Annotated in this window: 9 protein-coding genes; 1 reads left to right on the top strand and 8 read right to left on the bottom strand. The window is 35.5% G+C overall.

All coding sequences use genetic code 11. The annotated features are described in order from the left end of the window. Positions 1 to 11 precede the first annotated feature (11 nt). Together ACHRWY_RS13690 and ACHRWY_RS13685 are read right to left on the bottom strand one after the other, a co-directional pair. A complete protein-coding gene (locus ACHRWY_RS13690) occupies positions 12 to 3143 on the bottom strand; it encodes a SusC/RagA family TonB-linked outer membrane protein (protein ID WP_395355351.1) in 3132 nt (1043 codons plus the stop codon). 37 nt (positions 3144 to 3180) lie between these two features. Continuing rightward, on the bottom strand, positions 3181 to 4620 hold the full coding sequence (locus tag ACHRWY_RS13685) for a glycoside hydrolase family 28 protein (RefSeq protein ID WP_395355348.1): 1440 nt from the start codon (positions 4618 to 4620) through the stop codon (positions 3181 to 3183). 285 nt (positions 4621 to 4905) lie between these two features. Here ACHRWY_RS13685 and ACHRWY_RS13680 point away from each other — a divergent pair, with 285 nt between their 5' ends. Then, positions 4906 to 5934, top strand: coding sequence for a LacI family DNA-binding transcriptional regulator (locus ACHRWY_RS13680; protein WP_395355346.1), 1029 nt, complete (start codon positions 4906 to 4908; stop codon positions 5932 to 5934). A 141-nt stretch (positions 5935 to 6075) separates the two neighbouring features. Here the strand turns inward: ACHRWY_RS13680 and ACHRWY_RS13675 are convergent, their stop codons facing one another. From ACHRWY_RS13675 to ACHRWY_RS13650, 6 genes are all read right to left on the bottom strand, one after another. Further along, complete coding sequence (locus ACHRWY_RS13675) at positions 6076 to 7698, bottom strand: UxaA family hydrolase (RefSeq protein ID WP_395355344.1); 1623 nt, start codon at positions 7696 to 7698, stop codon at positions 6076 to 6078. A gap of 2 nt (positions 7699 to 7700) precedes the next feature. After that, positions 7701 to 9167, bottom strand: a complete 1467-nt coding sequence (locus tag ACHRWY_RS13670; RefSeq protein WP_395355342.1) for a tagaturonate reductase — start codon at positions 9165 to 9167, stop codon at positions 7701 to 7703. A 225-nt stretch (positions 9168 to 9392) separates the two neighbouring features. Then, entirely contained in the window at positions 9393 to 10061 is a 669-nt protein-coding gene (locus tag ACHRWY_RS13665; RefSeq protein WP_395355341.1) for a bifunctional 4-hydroxy-2-oxoglutarate aldolase/2-dehydro-3-deoxy-phosphogluconate aldolase, read from the bottom strand. Positions 10062 to 10071: 10 nt separating this feature from the next. Beyond that, the gene (locus tag ACHRWY_RS13660) at positions 10072 to 11094 is read right to left on the bottom strand and encodes a PfkB family carbohydrate kinase (RefSeq protein WP_395355340.1); all 1023 of its coding nucleotides are present in this window, start codon (positions 11092 to 11094) and stop codon (positions 10072 to 10074) included. A gap of 288 nt (positions 11095 to 11382) precedes the next feature. After that, positions 11383 to 12789 carry a glucuronate isomerase gene (gene uxaC / locus ACHRWY_RS13655; RefSeq protein ID WP_395355339.1) on the bottom strand — a complete coding sequence of 469 codons (1407 nt, stop codon included), beginning with the start codon at positions 12787 to 12789 and terminating at the stop codon, positions 11383 to 11385. A gap of 23 nt (positions 12790 to 12812) precedes the next feature. Next, positions 12813 to 13607 (bottom strand): gluconate 5-dehydrogenase, encoded by a 795-nt coding sequence (locus ACHRWY_RS13650; protein WP_395355337.1) that lies wholly within the window; start codon positions 13605 to 13607, stop codon positions 12813 to 12815.

Raw genomic sequence — 13607 nt, 5'->3', positions numbered from 1 at the left:
TTTATATCTTATTAAAATTTAACACTTAAGCCCAATTGCGTTGTAACAGATGCAGGACGGTTAATACCAAAATTTGAACCTGCCCATTCCGGATCATATCCGTCAAAGTTTGTAAATACAAATGGGTCTAAAACATTTACATAAATTCTTAGATTACTCATTTTTAATTTTTTAAGTAAATCTGAATTGAAAGTGTATCCTAAAGAGATATTTTTAATCTTAACATAAGAGGCATCTCTATAGAAACCAAACAAAGAAGTCCAGTAAGCACCTGCACCTGTGGCAACAGGACCAGGTCTTGGATTTGTATTGTTCGCATTGGCTTCAATACCTGTTCCGTTTGTTGGAATAAAATAATCCATTTTAATTTTTTGACGACCTCGATCACTTACGTCGGCAAAATTTTGGTGAAAAGTACTTAATACTGTTTGTCCCTGACTTGTAATCACAGAGAAATTAAAATCAAATTGGCCAACAGTTAACTTAGAATATAAACTTCCCTGCCATTCCGGATTTGCATTACCAATTACTTGTCTGTCATCAGCATTAAATTTACCGTCTCCGTTTAAATCTTTTGGTCTTGCCTGACCCGGAGCCATACCGTAAGCTGCTGCCTGAGCTGCTTCGCTTTCCTGCCATACACCATCATAAACGTAATTGTAGTTTGGATTTATTTCTGAACCTAAGATCAGTTTATTTCCAATATCACTTACTCTATCCTGATTGTAGATAGACTCTAACTTGTTTACGTTTTTAGTAAAAGTGAAAGTCGTTTCCCAGTTCACATTTTTAGATTTTATGTTTTTAGTGGTTAATAAAACCTCGATTCCTTTATTACTAACCGATCCAACATTGGCAAAAGTATTTTTCCATCCTGTTTCTAATGGCAATTGTTGTTTGTAAATCAAATCATCCGATAATCTGTCATAAACATCTACACTACCTGTAATTCTGTTTCTTAAAAAACCAAAATCAACACCTAAATTGATCTCTCTTGTTTTTTCCCAGGTTAGGTTCTGATTTGCTAAATTTTCAGATTGCCATCCCGATACTACATTTGCGCCGTTTGCATAAAAAGTTTGCTGATTTAATAAAGCTTGTGAAGTATAAGGGGCAACATTATCGTTTCCGGTATATCCTAAACTCGCTCTCAGCTTCAAATCAGAAATTACAGCATTATCCGCTAAGAATGATTCCTTACTAATTTTCCAGCCTAAAGCTACAGATGGGAAACTTTGCCATTTATTATCGGCTGATAAAACAGATGAACCATCCCATCTGTTAGATGCTGTCAATAAATATTTATCTTTAAAAGTATAGTTCAAACGAACAGCATAAGAACTTAAAGTATTCTTTGCATATCCTGAAGTTAAATTATAACTGGTCTGAACACCTGACCCCATATTATTAGATCCTACATCAAAAGGCTGATTGTTAGAATACATATAGGAGTTTTCATCTACATTCGAATAGGAACTCTGTAATAATAGTAAACTAAAATCGTGTACTTCGTTAAAAGTATGTTTTAAATCAATCTGGTTATCCCAGGTATAATTAAAATTGTTGAACGTTTTAATCGATGCCGAATTTTTACCATTTAAAGTTACACCTGCATTCGTTTGTGCTGAGTAAGCAGTACTTGTAGTTGTATTTTGAATTCCTGCAGAAAATGTTGTTTTGAATGTTAACCATTTTAAAGGCTGGTATTGCATATAAGCATTTCCAACAGTCTGCCATGTTTTTTCTGTCTGGGATGAATTAGCAATCTCCATTAACGGATTTACAGTACTTGTTTTGTTAATTGCCCACGAACCATCAGGATAAGTCAGTTTTCCAGGCAGGAAAAATAAAGTACCTACTTGCTCGTTTCCTGCAGCATTAACAGCCCAAGGTGACATTAGCGGGCTCAGCCTGAAAGCATCCTGCATAGCCAAATCACTTCCTAATTGGGTATCAACATGAGCGATGGTAACGTTAGCTCCTGTAGAGAATTTATCGTTTATTTTATGATTTAAGCCTAATTTGAAAGAATATTTATCCGTTCCGTCATTATCAATCAATCCTTCATCACTTTGTATACCAAAACCTAAATTATAGCTTAAGCCGGAGTCTGAACGTCCTGCAATATTTAAGTAGTTGTTTTGTGTCATACCTGGTTTTAGTACTGCATCGTACCAGTCAAAGTTATAGCCACTATTAGCGCGAGATACTAATAAAGGACTTTGATTTCCTGCTAATGCCGCAAGTTGCGAAGGCGTTTGAGTTAAAGGTGTAGCACTCATATAGGCAACCTGGTGAAATTTCCACCATTCTGCACCATTCATCATTTCCGGTAATCTTGCTGCTGTTTTTGTACCGTAAGAAGAATCAAAAGTTACATTGATACCTGGTTTAGCGCTTATTCCGCTTTTTGTGGTCACAATGATAACCCCATTTGAACCTCTCGATCCATAAATTGCCGCTGATGAAGCATCTTTCAAAACATCCATTCTGGCAATATCCTGTGGATTCAAAAAGTCAATTCCGTCCATCGGCACTCCATCAACCACATACAAAGGAGATGAACCCAGTACATTTGGATTACTGGAATCTGCTAATAATGAATTATTACCTCTAATCACTACTTTAAATCCATCGCCCACACGTCCTGAACTGGATGAAATCTGAACTCCAGGCGTACTTCCCTGAATTGCTTCTAAGGCACTTGTTGTATTTCTTTCGGTAATGGTTGCCGCACTAATCGTACTGACAGAACCGGTAAGATCTGTTTTCTTTACAGATCCGTAACCTACCACCACCACTTCATTAAGTGAGTTGGATTGCTCTGAAAGACTAACATTTACTCTGGCCTTTCCGGCAACGCTTACTTCTTGTGTCTGAAAGCCTAAATAGCTAATCACTAAAATAGCTTTACTGTTTGTTACATTAATTTTAAAACTTCCTTCAAAATCTGTAGAAGTACCGTTTTTAGTTCCTTTTTCCTGAATGTTTACTCCCGGTAATGATAATCCGGCAGCATCTGTGATTTTCCCTTCTACTACAGTCGATTGAGCATTTATAGTGCTGCTCAACAGGAAAGTCAGGAAAAATAAAAATACACCATTGTATTTTATTCTTTTCTTTAATAGTTGTTTGGTATTCATAGTTTGGTTTAAATAGTTTGGTTAATTGATTTTTTTTTTAGTTTTTAATTGCTTCTACTTTTTTCTCATTCACATAGGTATTTATAAAATTGATATTCTTTACATTTTTTAAGGAGTAAATCGAGTCTACTTTTTGAACTACGACGTTTTTAAGCGTAATATTTTCTGTTGGTGATTGTTCATAACCATCAGCCCAGACGCTATATTTTCCTCCATTTTTTACTTTTACATTTTCAAGGCTAATGTTTCTTACTATTGGTATAAAATTCCCGGTTTGAGAACCATATACATTGTAAAACATTGTAATTCGTAACACACATTCCTTTACAGTTCCGACTTCCAGATTTCTTACGTAAACATCTTCTATAATTCCGCCCCTTCTTGAATTTGTTTTAATTCGAATGGCGCGATCCAGATTCGGACTATCCATTATACAATCTTCAACAAAAACATTGTTGACCCCTGCCGAGATTTCACTTCCAATAACAACTCCGCCGTGTCCGTCAATCATTTTGCAATTTTGAACTATAATATTTTTACTTGGTATAGCCACTCTTCTTCCGTCAGCATCACGTCCTGCTTTTATTGCAATACAATCATCGCCGGTGTTAAATATGCAGTTTTTGATGAGTATATTTTGGGAGTATTCGGGATCGCAACCGTCATTATTTGGTCCATGGCTGTTTACAGTTACTCCATCAATAATGATATTGTTAGATTTTAGGGGATGTAAAATCCAAAATGGCGAATTGATTACTGTGATATCTTTTACTAAAACGGTATTACATTCAAAAAACTCAATGAAATTTGGGCGTAAATAACGTCCGTCTCCAAAAATCCTTTCTGAAACCGAAATATTTTTTTCGGCCATATCAACCAGTACCTCACGATTTTGAGGATCATTTTGAGATGGGATTCCTTTTTTCCATCCGTAATCTTTTCCTCCGGACCAGATCCACCAATTAGTGTGATCTGCCTGACCGTTAAGAATTCCTTTTCCTGTTATGGCAACATTAGTTTTATTTTTAGCATAAATAAGGGGAGAATAATTCATAAGCTCTGTTCCTTCAAACGAAGTATGCACTATAGGATAATCTTTTGTATTAAGGCTAAAAAGAATTTCGGCATGATCTGCCAAATGCAAATTCACATTACTTTCTAAATGTATTGCACCTGTTAAAAATTTACCATCCGGAACCAAAACCTGACCTCCGCCATTTTGAGAACAGGCTTTTACAGCTTTTTCAAAAGCCACAGTATTCAGTGTTTTTCCATCCGCTACAGCCCCAAATTCAACAATATTGTAGATTTTATCAGAGAAGTGGGTCTGAGGAATGTTTTTGATGATTAATTCCTTTTTTTTCCATGGATCAGATTCGGAAACAGCAGTGATTTGTTTCGCGCAAGACAAACCCATTAAAGCAATTACGCTCAAAATTGAAATGGACTTAAACGTTATAATCTTATTTGCAATCATTTATAACTGTATTTATTGTTTGATATTCAAAACAATGCATTGATGTAATCGATTACACGAAAATATAAAATAAGTTCCATTGCACCAAATTTATTTAGAAATTAATTATATATTTAATTTTTATTAGGAATTATAATTACACTTAATGTAAAAAAACATATAATTTATTATCATTGTATAACCGAAAACGTTTTAATTATAAATTATGGTAATCGATAACAATTTGTGTAACGTTATAAAAAAAAATGTATTTTTGTCTATAATTAATTTGAAAAATCTTTTTTAATGAGCGAAAAAATAACCATTTACGATATTGCTGAGAAATTGAATATCACTGCGGCTACGGTTTCAAGGGCGTTAAATAACAACCCCAAGATAAAAGAAAGCACACGTGAGCTGGTTATTAAAACCGCTGCTTCGATGAACTATAAGCAAAACAAACTGGCACTGGCTTTAAAAAGTGGTCGAAGTAATAATATCGGTGTTATTGTTCCTCGTATCGACAGTAATTTCTTCGCCTCTGTCATCAGAGGGATTGAGGAAGAACTGCACCCTCATGGTTATCAGGTAATTATTTGCCAGACACATGAAAGTACAAAAAGAGAAAATGAAAATTTATATACCCTTATCGATGCTCAGGTCGATGGCATTATAATGTCGGTTACAGATGTGACTGGCGAAAATGATGGTGCTTTTCAGAATGTATTGCAAAAAAATGTTCCCTTAATATTTTTTGACAGAAGTAAACATATTGATGGCGTTAGTTCCGTTACCATTAATGACTTCAGAGGCGGGTATTTAACTACAGAACATTTAATCAAGGAAGGCTGCAGGTGCATTGCTCATTTATCAGGAGATCAATCGCTTGAAATATTTAAAAACAGGTTTTTAGGATACAAACAGGCTTTATTAGACAACGGGATGACTTTTAAAGAAGAATACGTTATTCCGGTTAAAAGTATGGTTGATGCAGGTAAAGAAGCTGTTGATACTTTGTTAAAATTGCCCACTCCGCCTGATGCTATTTTTTCTTCGAGTGACTTTGCTGCTTTAGGAGCGATCCAGGAATTAAAAGAAAGAAACATCAGCATTCCAAAAGAGTTTTGTGTAGCAGGCTTTAGTAACGAGCCGTTTACCAAATTTATGGAATTATCGATCACTTCTGTAGATCAGTCGCCACTTGAAATGGGAAAAATGTCTGCTCGTGTATTCTTAGAGCAGGTTGATAAAACCGATACTATCAAAATCGAAAAAAAGGTTGTTCTTGCCCCTGAATTACACATTCGTAAATCATCCTCCAGAACTACTTTCTAGTTCTTTTTTAGTTCATTTAGATCTATATATTGTTAGTTAATAAAAAAGGCAGCTCTTTCTAGAACTGCCTTTTGGCTTTAGGTCTATTTCCAGTATAACTTGTACTAAAATAAACTTTATATAACTTATAAGGCAAAAACCTTATAGCGATACTCCTCTTTTCCAGGGAATAAAATCGTTTTGATTTAAGATCGCTGCTTTGGTTTTGATTGTACCACTTGCAACATCTATGATAAATTCTAACATTTCATCAGCCATTTCATCGATTGATTTTTCACCGGTAATAATTCCTCCCGTATCAATATCAATGATATCAGACATTTTGGTAGCTAATTGCGTGTTGGACGAGATTTTTACAACGGGTGCAATTGGATTTCCTGTTGGAGTTCCTAATCCTGTAGTAAACAATACCATATTTGCTCCTGAACCAACCATAGCAGTAGTACATTCAACGTCGTTTCCAGGCGTACAAAGTAAAGTTAAACCGGGTGTAGTAATGTATTCACCGTAATCAAATACTCCTGTAATGGGAGAAGTTCCTCCTTTTTTAGCAGCACCTGCAGATTTCATTGCATCTGTAATCAAACCATCCTTAATGTTCCCTGGCGATGGGTTCATATCAAATCCTGAACCTGCATCCACCACTGTTTTTTCATACCACTGCATTAGGTCTAAGAATCTTTTACCACCTTCATCTTCTACACAACGGTTTACTAATTCCTGTTCTACCCCGCATAATTCAGGGAATTCAGAAAGAATAGTAGTTCCTCCTAAAGCTGCCAATAAATCCGAAGTAACTCCTAATGTTGGATTTGCAGAAATTCCTGAGAATCCGTCAGAACCACCACATTCTAAACCAATTCTTAATTTAGACAATGGGGCTGGCTCTCTTTTTATTTCGTTGGCTTTTTTAATCGCTTCAAAAGTATCTTTTACTACACTGCTAAGCATCGTTTCAATAGTTCCTATTTGCTGCTGATCGTAAATCAAAACAGGTTTTTTACTATCTGGATTTATCGCATCTAAAGCGTCTTTAAAGATCTGAATCTGCAGGTTCTGACACCCTAAACTCAATACTGTTGCCCCGGCCACGTTTGGATTGTTTACATAACCTGCCAACAATTTAGCCAGACTATGAGAATCCTGACGAATACCACCGCAGCCTCCCTGATGTGTAATGAATTTTACTTCGATATTATTAAATAAATTAGCATCATTTGAAGCCGCTTCATTTCCTGCGCCACCTGTTTCTGTTTTTACTAAAGAACGAAGTAACAATTGATAATCGTTTTCTTTCGGCTTCATCAATTCTTTCTCAAAAATATCTTTTAAGATTTCGATATTTCTGTTTTCACAAAATACTAACGGAAAAAACAACCAGACATTCTCAGTTCCAACCTGTCCGTCTTCTCTATGATAGCCCTGCCATGTTCTGTCCTTCCATTTGTCAATATTGGGAGCCGTCCAGCCAATAGTTTCCGTTTTACCGGTTACTTTATCGCTTTCATGTTTTACATTTGCAGTTGAAAGCAATCCTCCTCTTTCGATTCTGGCACTTGCTTTTCCAACCAAAACACCGTACATAATAATCCTGTCCCCTATATTAAAAGGGACCATGGCAATTTTATGCTTCATCTTTACATCCGTCTCCACGGTAACATCCTCCCCTTCAAAGTGTATCACTTCGCCTGCTGAAAGGTTTACCAAAGCTACCGCTACATTATCAGTAGGGTGAACTTTTATTAATTTTTTTTGCGTTGCCATAACTAAACTTTCTGAGTTATTGTATTTATTTGTTTTTGAAAATTGGCAAAACCATTTTCTATTCCGTTTGCATCAATTTCTTCTAATGCTGTTGTAATTGCTTTTGTTAAACCAGGAACAAGCGTTAAATCTTCGTCCCAGAAGCTTTTATTTTGCAAAGTAAGCCTCGCTATTTTCTCATAATCATCAGATTTCCAAAGTCCATCAAAGAAAGAAACAATATCTTCACTATCATTAACCGGTAAACTTTCCCCTTTCCATGTCCCTTTATAAAAACGAATCAAAGCAGCAAATGCAAATGTTAAATGAGCAGGAAGTTTGTGATGAATAGCCACATATCCCGTTAAACTTGGCAATACACGTACTTTGAATTTTGAAATCGAATTCAATGCGATTGAAGACAATAAATGTTTGATAAACGGGTTTCTAAAACGGTCCAGAATTTCTTCAGAGAAACTCGCTAATTCCGCTTTATCCATGTTTAATGTTTCATTAATTTCATCAAAAACAGCTTTGTTTACAAAATCTCCTGTAAAAGCATTATCCACTGTTTCTTTTACGGTTTCATTACCATAAAGCAATGAAAACGGTACCATTGCTGTATGTGCCCCGTTTAAGATTCTCACTTTACGCGTACGGTAAGGCTGCATATCGGCCACAATTTTTACATCTAATCCTGTTTTTTCAAACGGAAGTTTTGCTTTTAAAGTATCATCGCCTTCGATTACCCATAAAAAGAAACTTTCGGCACTTACAATTAAGTCATCTTTGTATTCTAACTGACTGTTGTATTCTTCAATTTGATCTTTTGGATATCCGGGTACAATTCTATCTACAAGTGTATTGTGAAATGAACAGCTGTTAGTTAACCAGGAAACAAATTCAGTTTCCAATTTCCAGTCAGCAGCATATTTTAAAACAATCTCTTTTAGAGTATCTGAATTATGATTGATTAACTCACAAGGAATAATCGTTAATGCTTTATCTGCAGCTCCATTAAAATGTTTGAATCTTTCATGTAAAAGTACGGTTAATTTTGCAGGAAAAGATACAGGCGGCTGCATTGTAGGTAAGTCTGAAGCAATATATTCGATACCGGCTTCAGTAGTATTTGAAATTATAAAAGCCAATTCTTCTTCTTTCGCCAAAGCCAGATACTCCTGAAAAGAAGCATAAGGATCGATTGCTTTTACAATATTGGTAATCAATTCTTTTTCCTGAATTTCCTCTCCTTTTTTCACGCCCTTCATAAACAAAGTATATAAACCGTCCTGAGCGTTGATCATGTTTACCAAACCTTTGTCAATAGGTTGTACAACTGCAATTCCTGCATTAAAATCAGCTTCCTGATTTAACTTTTGAAACGCATATTCTACAAAGGCCCTTAAAAAGTTACCTTCTCCAAATTGCACTATTTTTATAGGAAGTTTATTTGAAAACCCCGAGTTTGATCTGTTTATTTTTTCCATTTTTAATTCTTCTTTAAAGTGTTATCCATAATCACATTAAAATACCTTATTCTCTTTTCTGAATCTTTTCTGAACTTGTAAAAGAAACATTACACTTGTGTGAGGAAATAAAACTTGCTGTGAGGAGTGACAAGTTTTATTTAGCAAGCGTAATGCTCAATTACAATCTCTAAAATCTAAAAAAAACGCAATCTTAAATAAGGAATTGGCATGATTACTCCTTATTTATTTTCTAATATTTTTGATGATCTCAAGCACCTGACTTACTTTGTTTTTTAAACCGTCAAAATCCTTGTTATCGAGTATGTCTTTTGAAATTAACTGCGATCCGATCCCCACACAGGTGGCACCGGCATTTAACCAGGATGTCAAACTTTCTACAGTTGGTAAAACCCCTCCCGTTGGCATTATATTCGTCCACGGACACGGGCCTTTTATGGCTTTTATAAATTCTGGTCCATAAATATCGCCTGGAAATAATTTTACAATTTCGCAACCTAATTCTTCTGCTCTTGCAATTTCAGTTAAAGTTCCACAGCCTGGTGACCACAATACTTTACGACGGTTACAGGCTATTGCAATATCTTCTCTAAAAACCGGAGTTACGATAAAATTAGCTCCTAAACTCATATACAATGAAGCTGCAGCAGCATCTGTTACAGAACCAACTCCCAACATCATTCCCGGCAATTCTGCCAAAGCATATTTGTTTAGAGCCCCAAAAACTTCGTGGGCAAAATCGCCTCTGCTTGTAAACTCCATTAATCGGGAACCACCATCATAACAAGCTTTTAATACTTTTTTACTAATTTCCAGATCTGAATGAAAGAACAACGGAACCATACCGTTTTCTTTCATTTGTAATGCCACTTCTATTCTTGAATATTTTGCCATCTTATTTTAATTATCTTGATACTAATGCAGAACCATCGCCATCAATCATATTTTCAACTTCTTTTAAAGTAACCAGATTATAATCTCCTGAAATGGTGTGTTTTAAGCAGCAAGCCGCCACAGCAAAATCCAATGCTCTCTGATGGTTATTCTGATATTGCTGCAATCCGTAAATCAATCCGCCCATAAAAGCGTCCCCGCTTCCTACTCTGTCTACAACCGGAGTTACTTCTTTCACAGCTGCCTGATAAATGGCTTTCCCGTCAAATAAAATACCGCCTATTCTTTGGTGCGATGCACTAACAGAATAACGCAAAGTTGTGGCTACCGTTTTTAAATTCGGAATCAAATCAAATAACTTCGTATATAGAACCGGAAGCGATTTTTCATCCTGATAATTTGGGTTCACTTTAGGGATTCCCAACATAAAATATGCTGTATCAATATCTCCCAGAATAACATTGCTGTATTTCAACATTTCAGGCATAACATCACTTGGTGTTTTGCCATATTGCCATAATTTTGAACGGTAATTCAAGTCGCATGAAATGGTAATTCCAAGTTTATGAGCTACTTTAATAGCTTCTAAACAGGCTTCGGCAGCACTTTCAGAAATCGCCGGAGTAATACCACTCCAATGAAACCAATCAGCACCTGTTAATACTTTCTCCCAGTCAATTGTACCTTTTTCAATAGTTGCCATCGAACTGTGCGCACGGTCGTAAACTACGTTACTGCCACGTGTTCCTGCACCGGTTTCCAGAAAATAAATTCCTAAACGCTCGCCTCCGTAAACTATGTTTTTGGACTCAACGTTCATTTTTCGCATTTCTTTTAATGCCGAAACACCAATTTCGTTATCAGGTAATCTTGTTACAAATTCTGCATTTACACCATAATTCGCCAAAGACACACAAACATTAAATTCACCTCCTCCATAAGAAGCTCCAAATGCTGCAGATTGCGAAAAACGCAAATGCCTCTCTGTCGAAAGACGTAACATAATTTCTCCGAATGCAACTACTTTACTCATATTGTTTTTATTGTTTTACCCGTAAATTTTCTTTTTTTTACCATTTAGAAATTAAGAAAAATTAAGTTTTGTTTCTTAATTTCTAAATGATTATTTTTTTTGCGACATCTAAAAAGAATTACAATGACTGCAATACTTTAAAAAAATAAAACATGCCTGCTATTTCAATCGCCTTACTTTTAATTTTTTTCAATATTTAAACTTTACTCTTAATAAATCTTAATATCTCAATAGTTCAAAAAAAATAAGCTTTAGTACTAAACCTTAATCTCTTATGGTTTAGTACTATTAGAATTTGAAATATTCTTTTGCATTGTTATAAGAAATATCAGAAACCAATTTCCCTATCCATTCCATATCATTTGGTAATTCTCCGCGTTTGATTTCGTCTCCAAGCAAATTACATAAAATACGTCTGAAATATTCGTGTCTCGGGAAAGACAAGAAGCTTCTTGAATCGGTCAGCATTCCAACGAAACAGCTAATTAATCCCATGTTTGAAAGGGCATTTAATTGTTTCGTCATACCGTCTTTCTGATCTAAAAACCACCAGCCTGAACCAAATTGTACTTTTCCGCGAACGCTTCCGTCATTGAAATTTCCAATCATAGTTGCCATTACTTCATTATCAGCAGGATTTAAGTTGTAAATAATGGTTTTAGTCAATTTATCTTTACTGTCTAAAGCATTTAAAAAGCCTGATAATTTTTGAGCCTGTGGATAATCGCCAATAGAATCCCAACCGGTATCCGGACCTAAAATACTGTGCATACGAGCATTATTATTACGTAATGCACCTAAGTGAAATTGCTGCACCCAACCAAATTCATGATAGGTTTCTGATAAAAATTGCAAAATGGCACTTTGAAATTTCAATCCTTCTTCAGGAGTTATAATTCTGTTTTCTCTTTTCTTTTTGAAAATTGCCGTTACTTCACTTTCCGTAAAATCTTCAAAATAAATCTGATCTAAACCGTGGTCACTAAGTTTACAACCGTTTTGATTGAAAAACTCAATTCGGTTTCTTAATGCGCTAAGCAAATCAGTATAGTTATGAATTGCAATACCGGACACATCCCCTAATGTGTCCAGATATGCATTATAACCATCATTAGAAATTAAGATGGCTTTATCAGGTCTGAAAGCGGTACTCATTTTAGTTCCAATTGGATTTTTAGTCAGTTTCTGGTGAAACTCTAAACTATCAATCGGGTCTTCGGTAGTACAAACCAATTCAGCGTTTACTTTTTTAAGCAGGTTTTGTGTGCTGTATGCCTGAGAATTAATTTTCTCAGTTGTTTCGATATAAATTTTTTCTGCCGATTTTTCATTTAGTAAATCGTAGATATCAAAATAACGGGCTAATTCTAAATGCGTCCAGTGGTATAAAGGATTACGCATGGTATACGGAACTGTTTTTGCCCAGTTCATAAACTTCTCTTTATCTGATCCGTTTCCGGTTACAAATTGCTCATTGATTCCTAACGTACGCATTGCACGCCATTTGTAGTGATCTCCGTTGATCCAAACCTGTGTGATAGTATCAAAAATTTTATCTTCGGCAATAAACTGAGGGTTCAGGTGATTGTGATAATCTATGATAGGCTGGTTTTTAGAGTAATTGTGGTATAACTCTTCTGCGAATTTATTTTCAAGTAAAAAGTTATCGTTTATGAATGTTTGATTTGCGCTCATGTCTTTTTAAATATAATTGAGAATTATTCTTCGTTTGATGGTTTACCAATTGTAGCCAGGATCCCACCATCTACATATAAAATATGACCATTAACAAAATCACTTGCTTTTGAAGATAAAAATATTGCTGCTCCGGCTAAATCACCCGGATCTCCCCATTTTGCAGCAGGAGTACGACTAATAATAAAATCGTTAAACGGATGCCCATCGACTCTGATAGGTTTTGTTTGCTCAGTTGCGAAATAACCAGGTCCGATTCCGTTGATCTGAACATTGTATTTTGCCCATTCTGTAGCCATATTTTTGGTCAGCATTTTCAATCCTCCTTTTGCAGCAGCATAAGCAGAAACCGTATTTCTGCCCAATTCGCTCATCATCGAACAAATGTTGATTATTTTTCCTTGTCTTCTTTCGATCATTCCTTTCGCAACATGCTTGGAAACAATAAAAGGACTTACCAAATCAATATCTATTACTTCTCTGAAATCAGCCACTTCCATATCGATTAGCGGAATCCTTTTGATGATTCCTGCATTGTTGATCAGGATATCAATTGGCCCCACTTCACTTTGAATTTTCTGAACTGCGGTGATAACTTCCTGTTCATCCGTTACATTAAATCTGTAACCTACTGCTTTTATTCCTTCGCTTTTAAGTAATGCCACAGCATCATCAATTTTTTGTTGAGAAGAATTTCCGTTCACTACAATGGTTGCTCCAGCCTCACCTAATCCTTTTGCCATTGCCATCCCCAGTCCGTGTGTACTTCCTGTAATCAGGGCAACTTTTCCTTTTATATCAAATAAATTTGTCATCAT

The sequence above is a fragment of the Flavobacterium sp. FlaQc-48 genome (assembly GCF_044007335.1).
GTDB lineage: Bacteria > Bacteroidota > Bacteroidia > Flavobacteriales > Flavobacteriaceae > Flavobacterium.
This window is presented reverse-complemented; position numbering and strand designations above follow the sequence as displayed.

What these genes read in the sequence shown, in the direction of transcription:
- ACHRWY_RS13690 (WP_395355351.1), bottom strand. Translation starts at nt 3,143, where the DNA reads ATGAATACCAAACAACTATTAAAGAAAAGAATAAAATACAATGGTGTA.
- ACHRWY_RS13685 (WP_395355348.1), bottom strand. Translation starts at nt 4,620, where the DNA reads ATGATTGCAAATAAGATTATAACGTTTAAGTCCATTTCAATTTTGAGC.
- ACHRWY_RS13680 (WP_395355346.1), top strand. Translation starts at nt 4,906, where the DNA reads ATGAGCGAAAAAATAACCATTTACGATATTGCTGAGAAATTGAATATC.
- ACHRWY_RS13675 (WP_395355344.1), bottom strand. Translation starts at nt 7,698, where the DNA reads ATGGCAACGCAAAAAAAATTAATAAAAGTTCACCCTACTGATAATGTA.
- ACHRWY_RS13670 (WP_395355342.1), bottom strand. Translation starts at nt 9,167, where the DNA reads ATGGAAAAAATAAACAGATCAAACTCGGGGTTTTCAAATAAACTTCCT.
- ACHRWY_RS13665 (WP_395355341.1), bottom strand. Translation starts at nt 10,061, where the DNA reads ATGGCAAAATATTCAAGAATAGAAGTGGCATTACAAATGAAAGAAAAC.
- ACHRWY_RS13660 (WP_395355340.1), bottom strand. Translation starts at nt 11,094, where the DNA reads ATGAGTAAAGTAGTTGCATTCGGAGAAATTATGTTACGTCTTTCGACA.
- uxaC (WP_395355339.1), bottom strand. Translation starts at nt 12,789, where the DNA reads ATGAGCGCAAATCAAACATTCATAAACGATAACTTTTTACTTGAAAAT.
- ACHRWY_RS13650 (WP_395355337.1), bottom strand. Translation starts at nt 13,607, where the DNA reads ATGATGACAAATTTATTTGATATAAAAGGAAAAGTTGCCCTGATTACA.